The 15,796-nt window shown below is 65.1% G+C and carries 18 protein-coding genes; 6 read left to right on the forward strand and 12 right to left on the reverse strand.

Annotated features, from left to right (window positions below):
- Positions 1–2,028: a conjugal transfer protein TraG gene (locus AX676_RS08865; protein WP_038292469.1), complete on the reverse strand. Its 2,028-nt coding sequence runs from the start codon at positions 2,026–2,028 to the stop codon at positions 1–3.
- A 342-nt stretch (positions 2,029–2,370) separates the two neighbouring features.
- Between AX676_RS08865 and AX676_RS08870 the strand changes: the two genes are divergently transcribed.
- Genes AX676_RS08870 through AX676_RS08890 form a run of 5 tightly spaced genes read left to right on the forward strand, consistent with a single transcriptional unit; the run spans position 2,371 to position 5,532 of the window.
- Complete coding sequence (locus AX676_RS08870) at positions 2,371–2,709, forward strand: hypothetical protein (RefSeq protein WP_017499939.1); 339 nt, start codon at positions 2,371–2,373, stop codon at positions 2,707–2,709.
- Positions 2,706–3,080, forward strand: coding sequence for a helix-turn-helix domain-containing protein (locus AX676_RS08875; RefSeq protein ID WP_017499940.1), 375 nt, complete (start codon positions 2,706–2,708; stop codon positions 3,078–3,080). The genes AX676_RS08870 and AX676_RS08875 overlap by 4 nt, the downstream gene beginning before the upstream one ends.
- Positions 3,081–3,122: 42 nt before the next feature.
- Positions 3,123–4,094: an ImmA/IrrE family metallo-endopeptidase gene (locus AX676_RS08880; protein WP_231734708.1), complete on the forward strand. Its 972-nt coding sequence runs from the start codon at positions 3,123–3,125 to the stop codon at positions 4,092–4,094.
- A 6-nt stretch (positions 4,095–4,100) separates the two neighbouring features.
- Positions 4,101–4,781: a C1 family peptidase gene (locus AX676_RS08885; protein WP_017499942.1), complete on the forward strand. Its 681-nt coding sequence runs from the start codon at positions 4,101–4,103 to the stop codon at positions 4,779–4,781.
- On the forward strand, positions 4,753–5,532 hold the full coding sequence (locus AX676_RS08890) for a hypothetical protein (RefSeq protein ID WP_017499943.1): 780 nt from the start codon (positions 4,753–4,755) through the stop codon (positions 5,530–5,532). The genes AX676_RS08885 and AX676_RS08890 overlap by 29 nt, the downstream gene beginning before the upstream one ends.
- Here the strand turns inward: AX676_RS08890 and AX676_RS08895 are convergent.
- From AX676_RS08895 to AX676_RS08920, 6 genes are all read right to left on the reverse strand, one after another.
- Positions 5,499–6,203 carry a uracil-DNA glycosylase gene (locus AX676_RS08895; RefSeq protein WP_017499944.1) on the reverse strand — a complete coding sequence of 235 codons (705 nt, stop codon included), beginning with the start codon at positions 6,201–6,203 and terminating at the stop codon, positions 5,499–5,501. The genes AX676_RS08890 and AX676_RS08895 overlap by 34 nt on opposite strands.
- The gene (locus AX676_RS08900; RefSeq protein ID WP_017499945.1) at positions 6,200–7,378 is read right to left on the reverse strand and encodes a nucleoside triphosphate pyrophosphohydrolase family protein; all 1,179 of its coding nucleotides are present in this window, start codon (positions 7,376–7,378) and stop codon (positions 6,200–6,202) included. The genes AX676_RS08895 and AX676_RS08900 overlap by 4 nt, the downstream gene beginning before the upstream one ends.
- A complete protein-coding gene (locus AX676_RS08905; RefSeq protein WP_017499946.1) occupies positions 7,375–7,575 on the reverse strand; it encodes a hypothetical protein in 201 nt (66 codons plus the stop codon). Before AX676_RS08905 ends, AX676_RS08900 begins: the two co-directional genes overlap by 4 nt.
- Before the next feature lie 51 nt (positions 7,576–7,626).
- Positions 7,627–9,591, reverse strand: a complete 1,965-nt coding sequence (rlxS, locus tag AX676_RS08910; RefSeq protein ID WP_017499947.1) for a relaxase/mobilization nuclease RlxS — start codon at positions 9,589–9,591, stop codon at positions 7,627–7,629.
- Positions 9,592–9,937: 346 nt separating this feature from the next.
- Entirely contained in the window at positions 9,938–10,099 is a 162-nt protein-coding gene (locus AX676_RS18060; RefSeq protein WP_168196079.1) for a hypothetical protein, read from the reverse strand.
- A 332-nt stretch (positions 10,100–10,431) separates the two neighbouring features.
- Entirely contained in the window at positions 10,432–10,752 is a 321-nt protein-coding gene (locus AX676_RS08920; RefSeq protein ID WP_017499949.1) for a DUF736 domain-containing protein, read from the reverse strand.
- Between the two features lie 360 nt (positions 10,753–11,112).
- Between AX676_RS08920 and AX676_RS08925 the strand changes: the two genes are divergently transcribed.
- Entirely contained in the window at positions 11,113–11,340 is a 228-nt protein-coding gene (locus AX676_RS08925) for a hypothetical protein (protein ID WP_017499950.1), read from the forward strand.
- A 53-nt stretch (positions 11,341–11,393) separates the two neighbouring features.
- Here AX676_RS08925 and AX676_RS08930 read toward each other — a convergent pair whose 3' ends face one another.
- The 5 genes from AX676_RS08930 to AX676_RS08950 form a co-directional block, all read right to left on the reverse strand.
- Positions 11,394–11,897 (reverse strand): hypothetical protein, encoded by a 504-nt coding sequence (locus AX676_RS08930; RefSeq protein ID WP_017499951.1) that lies wholly within the window; start codon positions 11,895–11,897, stop codon positions 11,394–11,396.
- Positions 11,890–12,357, reverse strand: a complete 468-nt coding sequence (locus AX676_RS08935) for a hypothetical protein (protein ID WP_017499952.1) — start codon at positions 12,355–12,357, stop codon at positions 11,890–11,892. The genes AX676_RS08930 and AX676_RS08935 overlap by 8 nt, the downstream gene beginning before the upstream one ends.
- 110 nt (positions 12,358–12,467) lie before the next feature.
- Positions 12,468–14,279 (reverse strand): ParB/RepB/Spo0J family partition protein, encoded by a 1,812-nt coding sequence (locus tag AX676_RS08940; protein WP_017499953.1) that lies wholly within the window; start codon positions 14,277–14,279, stop codon positions 12,468–12,470.
- An 85-nt stretch (positions 14,280–14,364) separates the two neighbouring features.
- Positions 14,365–14,799, reverse strand: coding sequence for a DUF2958 domain-containing protein (locus AX676_RS08945; protein WP_017499954.1), 435 nt, complete (start codon positions 14,797–14,799; stop codon positions 14,365–14,367).
- The gene (locus tag AX676_RS08950) at positions 14,796–15,767 is read right to left on the reverse strand and encodes an ArdC family protein (protein ID WP_017499955.1); all 972 of its coding nucleotides are present in this window, start codon (positions 15,765–15,767) and stop codon (positions 14,796–14,798) included. The genes AX676_RS08945 and AX676_RS08950 overlap by 4 nt, the downstream gene beginning before the upstream one ends.
- Between the last annotated feature and the right edge of the window lie 29 nt (positions 15,768–15,796).

Genomic DNA, 15,796 nt, shown 5'->3' on the forward strand with positions numbered 1-15,796 from the left:
TCAGAAGTCCGGCAGCATGTCGGCGCTGCGACCCTGATTGATCGCGTGAGCGCGGATCAGCGTGCCGGTGGCGCCGGCGCGGTCCATCGCGTGCTTGTCGGCGATCGTGTCGGTGTCGTCGCTGTCCAGGCCGAGCAGGTCGAGCTGCTTTGGCGGCTCGGGTTTTTTGGCGGGTTCTTCGCCGAGGCCGGGGTGGCGCTGCTGTTGCAAGCCGCCGTCCTCATCCGCCTTCGCATCGTCATCGGGCTTGCCGAGCCGGGTATCGGGCGCGCGGACCAGTCCGCTCCAGTCGTTGGGGCGTGCCTGCGGCCGGTCGGGATAGTCTCCGGGCGCGGGCTGCGGCGGCGGTGCGATCCGCTCGCGGAAATTGCGGTCCTCGTAATAGCGCAGCTTCCTCGCGCGGATCGGGGCCATGCCGGAGACAAGGACAAGCTCATCCTTGGGCGGGAGCTGCATCACCTCGCCGGTGGTCAGGAGTGGCCGGGCGGTCTCCTGCCGGCTGACCATGACGTGCGCCAGCCAGGGCGCGAGCCGGTGGCCGGCATAGTTGCGCATCGCGCGCTGTTCGGTGGCGATGCCGAGCGCGTCCGAAATCCGCCGCGCCGTGCGCTCGTCGTTGGTCGCAAACGCGACGCGGACATGGCAGTTGTCGAGGATCGAGTTGTGCTCGCCATAAGCCTTCTCGATCTGGTTCAAGGACTGCGCGATCAGGAAGGCGCGCACTCCATAGCCCGCGAGAAAGGCAAGACTGGTCTCGAAGAAGTCGAGCCGCCCCAATGCCGGGAACTCGTCGAGCATCATCAGGAGCTTGTGCTTGCCCGCCCTGGCGGGATCGGCATCGAGCTTTTCGGTGAGGCGGCGGCCGATCTGGTTGAGCACCAACCGCACCAGCGGCTTGGTGCGGCTGATGTCCGATGGCGGGATGACAAGGTAGAGCGAGACCGGATGGCCGGCCTCGACGAGATCGGCGATCCGCCAGTCGCAGCGCGATGTCACCGCGGCGACGGTCGGGTCGCGATAGAGCCCGAGAAACGACATTGCGGTGGAGAGGACGCCGCTGCGCTCGTTCTCGCTCTTGTTGAGCACCTCGCGCGCCGCCGAGGCGACGACGGGATGGATCTGCGGCGCATCCTTCGTGCCGAGGTGATTGGTGGTCATCATCCGCCGGAGCGTGGCGGTGAACGGCCGCTGCGGGTCCGACAGGAATGTGGCTACCCGTGCGAGCGTCTTTTCTTCCTCCGCATAAAGGACGTGGAGGATCGCGCCGACCAGGAGCGAATGGGAGGTTTTCTCCCAGTGGTTGCGCCGTTCGAGCGCGCCTTCGGGATCGACCAGGATGTCGGCGATGTTCTGGACGTCGCGGACCTCATGCTCGCCGCGCCGGACCTCCAGCAGCGGGTTGTATTTGGCGGAAGCGGGATCGGTCGGATTGAACAGCAGGACGTGGGAGAAGCGCGCGCGCCAGCCGGCGGTGAGCTGCCAGTTCTCGCCCTTGATGTCGTGAACCACGGCGCTGCCGGTCCAGCCAAGCAGTGTCGGTATGACCAGCCCGACGCCCTTGCCCGAACGGGTTGGCGCGAACGCCATGATATGTTCGGGGCCGTCATGCCGGAGATAGCGGCCGCGCGAGCGGCCCAGGAATACGCCGGCATCACCGTAAAGGCCGGCCCGCTCGATCTCGTTCGGCCTGGCCCAGCGCGCCGAACCATAGGTGGTGACGTGACGCGACTGCCGCGCGCGCCAGAGCGAGCCTGCGATCGCCGCGCCGCAGCCGATGAAACCGCTCGCGCCGGCGAGCGCGCCGGCCTTGTCGAAAACATGCGGCGCATAGGCATCGTAGTGATACCACCAGGGGAAGAGCGCCCAGGGACGATAGACCGGCGTGCTTCCAGCCATGAACCAGGCCGGACCAAGTTCGGGCTGGTAGGCGAGCATCGCCGCCGCCCATTGGGTCGCCGCCCAGAGGCCCGCGATCACGATTGCGAACACGACAAGGATCTGGCCGATGAGCAATTTGGTCGGGGTCACGTTGAAGCTCCCGCCCATACCGCCGGATGCGGTCGGGGCGCGGCTTCAAGACTCGGCTATGGGCCGCCCGAAATGAACGGAGCCGCTGGGGGCTGGTGGGTGACCGAAGGAGATCACTCGTCGGCGACTGACTCAATATTCCAGCTCTGTTCTTTTGATCGAGCTATGACCCGAGTTGATGATTCTGCCCTGTCGTTGTCCCTCGAGGTGGCACTGACCACCACACCGCACCGCCGATGACCCGCTACACCCTGCAAAAATCCGAGCTGCAAATTCGGGCTTGCGTGTCGGATTATCAGACATTATATCGCATTTAATGTAGTGAAATCGTGCGAGGCATGCATGGCGACAATCGCTCCTCCGCAGCCCGCGGCAACCGCGTTTCCCAAAGCCGACGCCATTAGGGCGTTGGTCGACGAACTGCTGCAAGTGGCCAGGGCTGAGGCACAGGTGCGCGGAATTGCCCTGCCTCCGGAAAACCCGAAGATCATCCAGGCGCCCGTGCCACTCGACTCCTTGTCCGTGGTCGACACGCTTTGCGCGGTGGAGCAGGTCCTCGACATCGAGCTTCGCGACAGCATCGTCCGCACCGGCGGCTACAATTCGATCGAGAAGGCGATTGACGACCTCCTCCCTAAGATCGAACGCGTCTGGGTTAAGAAGAAAGGGTCGAAGCCATGACCAATCTCGCACTCCGCCAGGAAGGCGACGAGCAGGAGCGGCGGCGCTTGGGCGACCGTCTGCGCGAAGCACGGAAATATCTCGGCCTCAAGCAGGAAGAAGTTGCTGCCTATCTCAAGATTCCCCGGACCGCGCTTACCGATATCGAGAATGGCCAGCGCCGCGTTGAAGCGATCGAACTGACGCGGCTTGCCCGTCTTTACCGCCAGTCGGTGGCCTATTTTACCGGCGAAGACGAGGCCTCCGCGAGCCTTCCCGCCGATGTCGCCCATCTGGCGCGACGCGTTGCGGCCTTGTCGACTGAGGACCGGGCCGAGCTGAGCCGGTTTGCCGAATATCTCCGCTCGCGGTCTGGCGGCGAACGGAGCTGATCGATGGCGTCGGATTATGCGAGCGCGGTTCGCGCTGGTACGATGGCAGCGGGCCGCCTGCATCGCGAACTCGATACGCGCGCACTGATCGAGACCCAAGGCGGCAGCGTCGATGTCTTCGGCGCGATCCATGCCGTGGGTCTACCCTTGCTGCTTCGTCCTCTGAAAGGCCTGCTCGGCGCCTATCTCAGCGCACCTGCTCCTGGCGTTCTCGTCACGACGGAACGACCGATGAGCATCCAGCGCTTCACGGCCGCGCACGAACTCGGGCATTTTTCGATGCGACACGAGCCGAGCCTCGACGATGAGAGCATCCTGCGCCGGATGCCGATGTCGCCCGAACCGGGAAACAACTTCGAGGAAACCGAAGCCGACGCCTTTGCGATCGCCTTCATGATGCCGAAATGGCTGGTGCTCGCGCACAGCGCGCGACAAGGATGGCAGATCGATCATTTCCGGCGCCCCAATGTCGTCTATCAGCTCTCGCTGCGGATCGGCGCCAGCTATGAGGCGACGTGCCGCACCCTGGTTCGCTACAATCTGATTTCGCCATCGGTGATGACCGACCTGCTCCGGACGCAGCCGCGCAGCCTGAAGGTCGATCTCCTCAAGGACTATCGGCCCGACAACTATCGCGGCGACGTCTGGCTGCTGACCGAGCGCGATGCCGGCTCGCGGATCGATGGCAGTCGCAATGATCTTTTCGTGCTGCAGCTCGAAGAACATAGCGGCGGTGGGTATCTCTGGGATCTCGACCAACTGATCGCCAGCGGCTTCGCCGTCGTTCGAGACGAGCGTGAGGCAATCGACGGCGATGGCATCGGTGGTCCCGTTGTCCGCCGTGTCACCGCGGCGCCCGATGCGCCGCGGCGCGGCCGCATGTCGCTCGACGAGCGGCGGCCGTGGCAGCCTGCGCCGGCCCTCACCAGCCTGACGCTCGATTTCGACCTCACCGGCCCGGAACAGACGGGCCTGTCGCGCGCCGAACGGCGGCACCTGCTCGAGGCCGCCTGACGCCCCATGATCGATATCGTCCGTGACCTTCGGCCGCTGTTCGGGCCTGCGCGCGATCAAGGCGCGCGGCCGACATGCCTCGCATTCGCCGCGAGCGACACCCACGCCGGGCTTCGCGACGGCTGGGCACCGCTGTCGTGTGAATTCGCCTTTTATGCCGCGCAGAAACGGGCGGGCAGACCGCCGACGAGCGGCGCACTGCTATCCACAATGCTGGACGCGCTACGGCTCGATGGCCAACCCGACGAGAAAGGCTGGCCGTATCTGGCAGCGGTTCCAGCCGATCATCGACTGTGGACGCCGCCGGCGACCGTTGGCCCGCTCTATGGCCGCAACGGACAGAGGGATGGAACCGACCTGTCATCCATCCTTGCCGCGCTGGATCGTGACACGCCGGTGCTCATGCTGACGATGCTGTCACGGTCTTTCTTCCAGCCGCGCGGTGATGGCGTCGTCGATCCGGCGAACGACGAACTCCCCGAGCCAGCGCAACGGCACGCGGTCGTCGCGGTCGGGCATGGAACCGTGGACGGCACCCCGGCCATTCTCATCCGCAACAGCTGGGGACCAGGTTGGGGCTTGGAAGGCCACGCCTGGCTTACTGAGCGCTTTCTAGCGCCGCGCCTTTTCGCCACGGCAAATTTGACGGAGGAAGTCGATGTATCTTCCCATACCGCCGCAGCCTGACTGCGTTGCTGGCTGGCGCGAGGCGGTCCGGCTCGTCGACCTCGCCACCGGACACCAGGCGCAGAATGTCGTCATCTCCGTGGCCGAGCCGACTGCGCGCGCAACACTCGCCGATCCCGTCGTGGCGGAAGTCGATGCCTTCCTTTCGGGCCATGGCAAGAAGCCCATCGAGACGGTCGCCAACACGATTTTTCCGGCAGCGCTGTACAGGCGCTACGGCGCGCCGCAATTCTTCGACCGGTTTCGCGACAACGTGCTGCCGAAGGTCCGGAGGTCGGGCGCTTGGTCGGGCTATTATTTCGAACGGATGATGGAATTGCCCCGCGCCGACGGCCAGCCAATCAATCAAATCTGGGGCATCGTCGAGCGCCTGCGCAACCCGAACGTCCGAGCGCTCAACAAATTCGAACTGCTGATCTTCGACCCCGCCCGCGACGTGAATGACTCGCCCTACGGCGGTCAGTGCCTGAGCTTTGCCAGTCTCAAGCTGATCGGCAAGGGCGACGATCGTCGCCTCGGCATGACCGCGCTCTACCGCAATCACTACTATATCGAAAAACTGCTCGGCAATCTGATCGGCCTCGGCCGTCTGCTCGAATTCATCGCCAAGGAAGGCGGGGTCGCGCTGGGTCCGCTCACGATCGTCTCGACCAACGCCACGGTCGACACCGCCAACTGGAACCGCGGCGATCTTAAGCAACTCTTTGAACGCTGCGATCAGGCGAGCGCACATCTCCGTGCTGCGGCGTGAGGCGCGCCCAACGGCAGTTCTAGCGGCTCATCGTTGTCATCCGCGACACCGTACAGGCTGAACATGCCCTCGATGAACTCGCGCTGCCCGCCGTAGCTCGGATGGCGGACCGCGGTGGTCGGAATGTCGAGACCGTCCAGCGCCAGGTGAGCGTCGCGCCCGATCGCGACGATCTGGCGGGGCCGGATCATTGACACGAGGGCTTGCAATATCGGCCAGGTCGCCTCGCGCTCGCTTCGCGTGTGGCATCGGTTCGACATCGGATCATCCGCTTCATGGGGATGGAACGGGAAAACGTTCCAGAGCATGACAGGCTGACCGATCCGCTCTAGCACACGCCAGACGATCGCCGCGGTGCGCTCCGCCACGGCGGGTCCCTGCGTCGCACGTTCAAATGCGATGCCGCCCATCAGCGTGCCGGCATGTCCGAGGTGAATTTCGTCGGTCAGCGGTACGCCCGTACGCCGCCCCCCGCGATAGCCGAGATCACGCGCGATCCAGATCGTTTCGACGCGATGATCAAGCGCCGCGGTGAGCAGCATTTCGAGATTGTCGCGGCGCCGGGCGGCGGCGTCGCTGCGGTCATGGACCGTGCAGCGATCGCGCCAGGGATTGAACACTGAGGGAAGTTCGGTCGCCGCCAGGGTGGACACAAAGGATTTCGGGGTCATGACGGCAATTCCTTGATACGCAGGCGGCGATTGGCGAAGTCGATCAGGACGCGGCCGCGCCGATGCTCCTGAAGGAAGCGGAAAGCCGTATAGCCCTGGAGGATCGCTTCCTCCCAAAGCCACAGCGGACAGCGTTCTGATTCGTAGCCGGCGACGAACTGGCGGACATGCTTCAGCATGTCCAGCGGAAGGCCACCGCGCTTCACGTTTTCAAAGTACCGGAGTTGCTGCGCTTGTCCGAAAATCCAGGAAGTTATGCCCTCTTCGATGAGAATCGCCCGAGCACCGTCTTCGGCGTCGTCGAGTTTCGGATCGCTCTTGCGCTTGAGACGGAGCAGCGCACGCAGCACTGGCGACCAGCCAAGCACCGCGACATAAGCGTAGTGAAAGACATCGTGGAAACGATAGTCGTCGGGTTCGAGCGCGTTGTCGGTGAGCCGGTCGCCGACATACACACCGCTTGAGCGTTGATACACGAATGTCTGCCCGCGAACGGTGCGTTCATAGACGTCGATCGCCATCCGCCGCGGCAATTGCTCTTCTGGGTCGAGCGCCGCATCGGTCGGCGCCGGATAGATGCGCTCGCGCGGCCAGCGATCGAAGATCTTGTGAAGATTCTTCACGGCGGCAGCCTCGATGGTAACACCGGATTCGTTTGCCGCCTGGATCAACCGGCGCATGACCGCGACCAGCCGGCCCGCGAGTGCTTCGCGGTCCTTCGCAAGACCGCCCGCCTGGAAATCGTTGATGAGCAGCCCAACGTCGCCTGCCAGCGCGAGCAGGCTATGCTCGAACTGCGGCATCGGTGCCTTGGCAAGCGGAATGTGCTGCGGCTGCAGCGCATGGAAACTGAGCGTTTCGTTGCCGCCCGTCTGCCATTGTCCGCCGTTTGTCGCCGCGGCGGCAGCGATGTCGCTGAGCGCCATGCGGCTGCGCCGTGCGATCGCCGCCAGATACCAAAGGACGTCACCAAGCTCTTCCGCGACGGCGTGAGCGTAACCCAGGTAGGAGGCATCGTCGCGCTGCTTTTTCTTGGCCTCACTGAGCAAGCTGCCGACTTCGCCGAAAAGGCCAAGCATCGAGAAGCCCAGTGCGCGGCCACCGCTGCGTTGATCAGTCCGCGCGGCCTGCTTCGCATAATCCGCAACAGTGAGAGCTTCGAAATCCTCGCTCATCGCCTGCCCTTCCGGCGATCCGATATCGCGTCTGCGGGGACGCTCACGCCATAGGCTTCAAGTGCCCGCAGTACGATCATCCGGATCGGCTCGCGGGAATCGAGCGACCGTTGACCGAGATCGCGTTTCGTAACGGCAGGAATCTGCACCTGAAGATGCTCGTCGCCGACATCGGTTTGCGCTGCGATATTTTTCATGAATCCATGAAAACATAATTTCATGAAAATAGAAAGCCCGAATCCTCCGGATCAGGAGACGCTCGGCCCGCTGCGCTGCCGCCCGAGTGTCCAGTTGATCCCGCCGTCGCGCATGATGCCCGAGACCGATTTACCGACATGGCGATCGAGAACAGAGCGCCACGGCACCAGCGTGAAATCGCGCGACCGTTCGATGAGCGCATGGCGACCACTCGTCATCTCGACTGCGCGCACGAGCCTGCCTTGAACAGCCTCCCCCTCTCTGGCCTCGGCGAACGGAACGCCTAACTTGTCGGAGAGCTGGCGGGCGACACGCAGCAATTCTCGCCGCTGGAGCGCGGCGAGCATCCCTCGCCGATAGACCGTCTGCCCATCCTGTTCGTCTGCAAGCTGTTCGGTGATCAGCCATTGCCGTCGCATCGCCTGCGCTGAACGAACCTCGTGCCCGAACCCAGCATCGCGCACTGGCACCGGCGCTTCGGCGACCAGCTCGCGATCGAGCCAGGTCGCGGCATCGGTTCCCGGTAATTTGTCGAGCGGGATCGCCGACAGGGTTTCAATGGCAACGGGGTGGTCGCGGAACTGCATGGCTTCGAACCTCTCGACCCTGGCGAGATGGTCCGGCGCGATGATCCAGCTTCCGTCGGGCTCGCGCTCGACGACGCCCGAGATTTTTCGCATCGCTTCAAGCCGCCGGACATGCGTTTCGGCGAAGCGTTCGCTGGCGGTCGGATCGTGCTTCAGATGGGCGTCGATCGAATAGCGCCCGCCGTTCGCCGCCGCGATCTCGTCGATCGTCCGATCGACGGCGCGAATGCCGCCCTCGCGTGGCGCGATCCGGACGATGGCATTTTCGGGGATCGTGTCGACCAGCTCGCCCTTGCCGATCTCGGCATAATGGGTGCGCCCGTCGATGCCGTCGACCAGCAGATAATGACGGTCTTCATGTTCGTCGGCGAGCCCGCGCATCACGACGCGGCCGATGATCGGCGTCGCCTCCTTCGCGACCGGGTCGTAGATGACGCGATCGACCGCAGCACGATCGAGCTTCCGCGCGGTCAGCTCGCGCTGCATGGTGCGGATGATGTCGCCGCGCTCGCCGATCTGGCGCAGTGTGTTCGCAAGGTCGGGCTCAAGCCGCCAGGTGCCGTTGCCGACATGCGAGGCGAGTCCCATGCGCCCGAGTTTCTGCAGGCGACCGACGCGAAGCGATTGCTGGAAGGGATCGCCATCGCTCGCGCTGACCAGCCGCGCGGTATCCATGTCGCGGATCAGCCGTCTGTCGATCGCGGTCAGCCGCTCGGCACCCGTATCGCTGCGAAGCCGCTCTTCGATTTCAAGGTCGGTGCGCGGCCCCAGGTCGAGGTTGACGATCTCGATCGCCCGCTGCCGGCTCCCGTGCGAGATATACTCGCGCGCGATCAGCAGATTCTCACCCCGATCGTTTACGCCGCGCACCACGATATGCGTGTGCGGATGGCCGGTATTGAAATGGTCGACCGCCACCCAATCGAGCTTTGTCCCAAGATCCTGCTCCATCTGCGTCATCAGCCGGCGCACGAACGGCTTCAAGTCGGGATACTGGTCGGCGTCCTCGGCCGACACGATGAACCGGAACTGGCGGCGGTCGCCGTCACACCGTTCGAGGAACGCCTTGCCATCGGCGACGTCGCTGTCGGGCGAGTAGAGCGCACCAGCCTCGCCCTCACGGGTCACGCCGTCGCGCTGAATATAGCGAAGGTGCGCCTTCGCACCGCCCATGCCTTTCCCGCCAAGGCCGACAGGCCGTATCTTGACGATCACGCGGCGCGACCGGAACGCGCCCAATCGGTCGCGCGATCTGAGCACCCGCGCAACACTCGCGCCGCGCCCGATCCGGCTGCCGTCGAAACGGCCGCGCCTGCCCGTTTTCATGCCGGCCCGCTTTGCCGCTTTCACGACGCGGCTCAGGTAGCGCTGCTCCTTGCCCCGGCCGCGCATCCGGCCCAGCTGCGGTTCGAACTCATCATCGCGCATAGCGGCGTCCTTCCATGCCGGAATGACGCTCCCCGCCGATAAGAATGGCGCGTCCTCGCCAGAGCGCAAGGAGTCTCGCGATTGGGATCGGAAAAGCCCAGAAAACCGCCACTCCTGGTAACCCTGTCTCGCACTCAAAGGGCGAGTCTCGCAAAAGCCTTCAAAAAACGATGTGCAGACAAACACTTACAAAATCGCGAGATTTTGCCTCTATCTTGCCATCGAGCCCGACTGCCACCTGCCGCCCCAGACGCCCGCTTTGCCTTCCCGCCTTCCCGATCAAAAAAGGGGAGCGGCGCCATGCGGCACCACTCCCGCGAACCTGCCCCTTCAACAGCGCATCGCCTTATTGCCAGCCTGCCTGTTCGGCCTGACGCAGCGCCCGATTGCACCGCTTCAGCCTCTTCTCAGCGGCCCTTAATTCGGCTTCGATCTGCCGCCGTTCTCCCGCGTCATCGCACCATGAAAGCTCCGCGCGAAGCTCCTCGATCTGTTGTTCAACCGACATCTCATCCTCCTGATACAAGCGAAAGATGAGCCATCGCCCGGCGGGGAGCGGGCGGGGTCAACCACCGCGCAGCGGCCGCGAAGCGGGCGACGGGGGAGCCGATTTTCTCGTCGCCGGAGTGGAGCGAAGCGGAACGCAGGTGGCGTGAAAATTGGGGGAACCGTCGATGGTTGAGGCGGTCCGTTCGCCGCCGGATACTCGGTGCTTGCTGAGCGGATTTCTTCCTCTCTGCAGGCCCGCAAGCGCGTTCCGGTGCAGGAAAAGGCCCACGCCAAGCCCTCAAGGCATGAGGAAAGCCCCGCGCCGGGTGACCGGCGCGGGGCCGATCCGGCTCAGTCGCCGGGGTTCCAGATAACGGCGAACGCGTCGTCGTCGTCCTGCCCGGCGGCGCGGCCGAGATTGGCGTAGAGGGTGCGGCCGCCAAGTTCGGGGGCCGACATGGCGAGGCGGACATATTCGCGCTGGCTCACCTCGCCGGTGCGGATCCAGCCGCCGCCCAGTTCGACGCCGTTCGACAGCACGCGGTAGTCGGGCTGGTCCCCGGTCTTACTGCGGTTGGGGATGATGGCGATCTCGGCATTGACCGAAAGCGTCTTCAAGGCGCCCCGGAACGAACCGTCGTTCTGGCGCTGGACATGACCGATTGAGGGCATTTCTCGTCTCCTTGCACATTCGCCCGACCCGATGCCGGGCGATGGGCGGACCGAAGGGACGGCCCTTGAGCGCGCTGCGAACCGCAGGCCGAAGCGAAGCGGAGGACCGGAAGCGCGGGGCTGATTTGGAGCGAAGCGGCCGCGAGGAGCGCCGCCAAAGCGGCGCGGGGAAATCAGTTCCGCGCGATGGTTTCGCGAGGCGCGCGGCCGTCCCAGGTCATGCGCCCAAGGAGCCGGCGACGGGTTGGTGAGACACGAAAGGACGAGATGCGCGCGCGGACAGGAAGCCCAGTCCGGCGTCTTTCCGGGAAGCCATGATTGCTTTCGCGGCCACGAGGCCGCGGCTATAGCCTCACGGCGATGAACGAAGGAACGACGATTGCGGGGCAGATCGAACGGCTGATCGTGCGGCTGGACGGCGCGGCGGTGTGCGATGCCTGCGTGACTGACCGGCTCAACCTGTCGGTTACCGCACAGGCCAATGTCGTCACCTGCGCGCTCGGCGGCACGCGCGGATTCGAGCGGCAGAAGGACGAATGCACGTTATGCGGAAGCGCCCGGACGGTGATCCGCCGCACCGCCCGGTAGGTCAGGCGGCAGGGGTTTTCGGCACGCGAGCGCGCAGTGCGGCGCGATTTGGGCTAGTTGCCGTCGCCCGCGAGCGCGCGCGACAGCGCCTCGTTGGTCGCGTCGATCTCGATGCGGTCTGCGAAAATCGCGCACCAGCCGCCACCGAACTCCCCGATGCGGGGCTTGGAACAGGTCATGGCCCATTCAAAGCCGATCGGCCCCTTGGCGAGCGTTTCGGGGCAACATCGCTGGATCACCACCGCGATGGCAGCGGCATCGAAATCGTCCATGCTGGCGAAACACACGATCCGCGCGGATGGATCGTCGGGGCAGGTTTCAGCGATGAAATCGGCTCCGATGGTGGGAAATTCGGGATCGTTGAACGCCTCGCGAAACCCGCTCCACCGCGCGTTCGCATCGTCCGGCGGAAAGGCTGCGAGCAGCGCCGCGCTCGGCGGATCGGGCGCGTCGTCATTCGCTAGCGCGTAGCCAGCGTTTGCGACTTCCTCGATCAGCGCGCACTCGGCGGCGGTGCAGCGAAAGGCGAAGCTGCCCTGAATCCAGATGTCAGCCATTGCTCGCCTCCTCCCGTTCGGGCGTGATGACAAGCGGGGGCACCGCGAAGTCGGCCGCATCGAAATGCGCGATGATCGCCGCATAGCTGCCCAATCGCTCGGCGGTGCAGCGCCCCATGAGGATATAGTCGTCCTCGTCGGCAGCGTAGCTTTGCGGTTCGCCGCTGCCGGTGAACACGGTGCGTTCCGCACCCCACTGGCAGGCATAGGCGCCCGACCAGCGCGCGAAGAAAAGCCCATGCGCGATGCAGAAGGCTTCGAGTCCCTCGAACCGCCCCCAGGCGACCTCGTGCGCCATGAGCGCCAAGGGCTCGCCCTCGGGCAGATCGCCGAGCGCGAAGGGTTCGCCGTCCCATTCGGTGGACAGCCCTTCGTTCGCGATGGCCTCGGCGAAGGCGGGAAGCTGGCTGGCGGGGAGCGTCCCGCCGATGGTGATGGATGCCGAAACACGGTCGGCCATGACAAGTCTCCTGTCTGAAATCCGCGCCGCGAGGGCCGCTTGCGGCCGAGCGGCGCGGCGATTTTATGGGGGACGGAACGGGCGGCGGGTGCGCCGCCGCCCGTCCAGTTTCATGCGGCTTCGCGCTCGGGCTGTTCCTGCGGCTCGGCCTTGGCAGGGGCCGGAAGCGCAATCACCGCGCCGGGGCCGGTCGGTTCCGGCTCGCGGTCGGGGCGCGCCGCGAGCACCTTGGCATGAGCCGCGACGGTGCCGACGCCGCCGCGCGCCGTATAGGTAGCGGGCGGGAACGCCATCCATTTCGGCACCCAACCCTCGACCTTGGGCCGCCCGTTCGCACCCTCCAGATGGTCGCGGACGATGCGCTTCAAGACCTTGCCCGGTTCCTTCGCATTGGCGGCGGCGACAGGTTCGCCCGCCACCTCGGCGACGATGCGGGTCAGCACCTCCTTGTCGCGGACACACTCGAAAAAGGCGTCGTCGGCCTGCCAGTAGCGGGCCATATCGACGCCGATCTCGCCGCCGACCGCCTCGATGGCGGCGCTGCCGCTGGCGAGCGTTTCGCCCATGACGATGACGATCACGTCCATTACGGCGCGGTCGGGCACGTCGAGCAAGCGCAGGAACACGCCGACCAGTCCGAAGTCGTCGCCGTTGCCGCCTGTGACGGTCGGTTCCTCGGGCGAGAAGCCGAGAAGGTCCAATACGGCGCGGCGCTTCGCGTCGAAGTCGGTTTCCGCGCGGCAAGTTTCGACGCTTTCGCGCACATCGTCGTTGCGCGCGGTCTGCGGCTCGGGCTTGACCGTCCACAGTGGCGACCCGACGATGACATGGGCGACCATCAAGCGCAGCGCGACCTTGGGATGACGGGTCAGCGAGGCGCGGACAGCGGCATGACGGTGCAGGTTGATATAGGTCTGCATCGTGCTCGTCACTTCGGGGCGCGGCACTTTGGGGCCGGTTTCGATTGCCTCGCCGCGTTCGAGCCGCTTGGCCTCCTTGCTCGTCACATAGCCTTCGTGGACCTCGACCTCGCCGCTTTCGCGCACATCTATATACACGCGCCCGCCCTTGCGCTTGGGTGCCTTGGCGAACTCATAGCGGTAGAAATATTCGCCGGGCGGGACGATCACCACGTCGAACCATCCGGCATCCAGATAGTCCTCCTTGCGCGCGTCGATTACGGCGTTCTGCGCGGTCCAGAACGCGTCGGCATCTGCAAAATAGCGGTCTTCGCCGAACAGATCGGCGACGATCGCAAGGCCGCTCGCATCGACGTCGAACAGGGCATGTTCGACCTTGATCGACTGCCCGCCGAACAGCCATGCCTTCAATTGCTGGCCGGTCGGGCAATAGGCGTCGTCATCGTCGTAGAGCGCCAGCCATGCCTTCTGCTGCTGCTTGCTCGCCAGCGTCAGATGCCGGACGGTCGCCGCGTTGATCTTCTCCTTGCGGTAAAGATCGCGGATGCGCGGAAGCAGGTTGCCGAGCGCTAGGATACGCTTCACGCCAAGCTCGGGAATGCCGAACGTCGCGGAGATATCCGCAATGTCGCGGCCCTCCTTGACCAGCCGTGCGAAGGTTTCCCATCGCGTCACCTCGTCGGGATCGAGCCGGGTGTTCTCGAGAAGCGATGCCTCGATGGCGTCGGCGTCGTCCCCGGCGTCGAGGATGGCGACGGGAAGCGGGCCGTGGTCGATGCCCTCGACAAGCGCGATGGCGTTCGCCGTCCAGCGCCGCCGCCCGGCGACGATTTCGTGGACGCCATTATCGTTGCCCGCCTGCGGGCGCACGATCAGCGGCACGATGACACCGCGCTTGCGGATCGAGGGCAGAATGTCGCCCACGTCCGGGGGCTTGGGTCCGTGCCGCATGTTCACCTTGGACGGAACCAGCTTGCTATGGTCGATAAAGTCGAGTTTCATTGGTCTGCTCCTTCTGGAGCGCCGGTCCCGTTTGTCTTGCTGGATGGGCGGGACCGGCACTCAATGCGGCGAAACGCGCCGCGCGTCATCCGGCCCCTCGATCATCAAGAGGCGGCGGAAGCTCGTTGCCGTTCCGGCTATCGGTGATGCGGCGAAGTTCGGCTTCGGCCAGAACGATTGCACCCATGCGCCGCGCGGTATCGGACCATAGCGAAAGCGGGGCCAGCGGCTCGAAATGCTCGTCGCGCTCGATGAACAGGCCGAAGGGCAAGCGGACGCCCGCAATCTCGGTAAGCGAGAACACGCCCATTTCCGGGCATCCGAACCCCAAGTCGGCGAGGCCGAACAGCGTGTCTCCATCGTCGTAAAGCTCGGTGGCGATCCACGTCGCCGCGCCGACCGGATTGAAGAATTTGACCACCGGGAACGGGTCGAACCGTTCGTCGCGCTGCTCGTGGAGGCGGCTGGCGCGCGCATTCGCGCGCAGCGCCGAAAGGATCGCATGGGGGAGCGTAATCATGCCGCTTCCCTCCCTTCGTCCTGCGTCTCGGCGTAGCGGGCAAGCAGCCAATCGGCGGCCTTGCTCGCCTGACTGGCCGCGCGAAAGATCGCGCGATTGTCCTCGCGCAGCACGTCGAGCCATGATGCCAGATAATCGGCGTGACGAACGGTCGGCACGATGCCGAGCGCGGCGCAAAGGAAGGCCGATCCCATCTCGGCGATCAATTCTTCGCGCGCATAGTCCTTGCTGCCGAACGCATTGCGCAGATTGCGATTGAGGCGCGACGGGTGGCCGCTGGCATGACAGAGTTCGTGCAGCGCCGTCCGGTAGAAATTGATCTGTTCGTGGAAGGCCGGTTGCGGGGGCACCTGCACATAGTCGGCGCTCGGGACATAGTAGGCCTTGTCCCCACCGATGCGGAAATCGACGCCCGATGCCGCAATGACCGCTTCGGCGATCGGCACGACTTGGCGTTCGGGAAGCGGTGCGGGGTCGGTGGCAAGGCCGGGGCGCAAGCCTTCGCACTGTGCGACGTTGAACACGGTGAAGCGTTTGAGGAACGGCACCGCGCGGGCTTCGCCGCCGGTCTGGCGCGCGCGTTCCTTCTCGGCTTCGGGGGTGAAGCGGTCGGCATAGACAACCCTTGTCCCGCGCTCGCCTTTCCTGACATTGCCGCCCGCCTCCAAGGCTTGGCGGAAGGTCAGCCACGATTGCGACGGATAGCCGTTCTCGATCACTGCTCCCCACAGGATCAGGACATTGACGCCGCTGTAATTGCGGCTGGTGAGCCCGTTGCGCGGGAGGCCGGGGGCGGCGGAGAAGCCTTGACCATTGGGGCGGCCCCAAGGCTGGACCCAAGGGAAGCGGCCCGCCTCAAGTTCGGAAACAATGCGGCCCGTCACCTCGTCGTAAAGATTGGCGCGCTCCGCCGGGGGCTGGCGTTTGCTGCCCTCTGCGCGCGCGCGTTGGCTGCCGGTCTGGTGCATGGCTATCCTCCAATGCCGCCCCAAAAACC

Origin of the sequence: Sphingomonas sp. CCH21-G11 (genome assembly GCF_001555965.1) — a bacterium.
In the GTDB taxonomy this organism is placed as follows: domain Bacteria; phylum Pseudomonadota; class Alphaproteobacteria; order Sphingomonadales; family Sphingomonadaceae; genus Sphingomonas.

Coding starts and splice junctions, on each gene's coding strand:
- AX676_RS08870 (WP_017499939.1), top strand. CDS start 2,371: ATGGCGACAATCGCTCCTCCGCAGCCCGCGGCAACCGCGTTTCCCAAA.
- AX676_RS08905 (WP_017499946.1), bottom strand. CDS start 7,575: ATGAAAAATATCGCAGCGCAAACCGATGTCGGCGACGAGCATCTTCAG.
- AX676_RS08925 (WP_017499950.1), top strand. CDS start 11,113: ATGAACGAAGGAACGACGATTGCGGGGCAGATCGAACGGCTGATCGTG.
- AX676_RS08900 (WP_017499945.1), bottom strand. CDS start 7,378: ATGAGCGAGGATTTCGAAGCTCTCACTGTTGCGGATTATGCGAAGCAG.
- AX676_RS08940 (WP_017499953.1), bottom strand. CDS start 14,279: ATGAAACTCGACTTTATCGACCATAGCAAGCTGGTTCCGTCCAAGGTG.
- AX676_RS08935 (WP_017499952.1), bottom strand. CDS start 12,357: ATGGCCGACCGTGTTTCGGCATCCATCACCATCGGCGGGACGCTCCCC.
- AX676_RS08920 (WP_017499949.1), bottom strand. CDS start 10,752: ATGCCCTCAATCGGTCATGTCCAGCGCCAGAACGACGGTTCGTTCCGG.
- AX676_RS08930 (WP_017499951.1), bottom strand. CDS start 11,897: ATGGCTGACATCTGGATTCAGGGCAGCTTCGCCTTTCGCTGCACCGCC.
- rlxS (WP_017499947.1), bottom strand. CDS start 9,591: ATGCGCGATGATGAGTTCGAACCGCAGCTGGGCCGGATGCGCGGCCGG.
- AX676_RS08945 (WP_017499954.1), bottom strand. CDS start 14,799: ATGATTACGCTCCCCCATGCGATCCTTTCGGCGCTGCGCGCGAATGCG.
- AX676_RS08950 (WP_017499955.1), bottom strand. CDS start 15,767: ATGCACCAGACCGGCAGCCAACGCGCGCGCGCAGAGGGCAGCAAACGC.
- AX676_RS08885 (WP_017499942.1), top strand. CDS start 4,101: ATGATCGATATCGTCCGTGACCTTCGGCCGCTGTTCGGGCCTGCGCGC.
- AX676_RS08880 (WP_231734708.1), top strand. CDS start 3,123: ATGGCAGCGGGCCGCCTGCATCGCGAACTCGATACGCGCGCACTGATC.
- AX676_RS08890 (WP_017499943.1), top strand. CDS start 4,753: ATGTATCTTCCCATACCGCCGCAGCCTGACTGCGTTGCTGGCTGGCGC.
- AX676_RS18060 (WP_168196079.1), bottom strand. CDS start 10,099: ATGTCGGTTGAACAACAGATCGAGGAGCTTCGCGCGGAGCTTTCATGG.
- AX676_RS08895 (WP_017499944.1), bottom strand. CDS start 6,203: ATGACCCCGAAATCCTTTGTGTCCACCCTGGCGGCGACCGAACTTCCC.
- AX676_RS08875 (WP_017499940.1), top strand. CDS start 2,706: ATGACCAATCTCGCACTCCGCCAGGAAGGCGACGAGCAGGAGCGGCGG.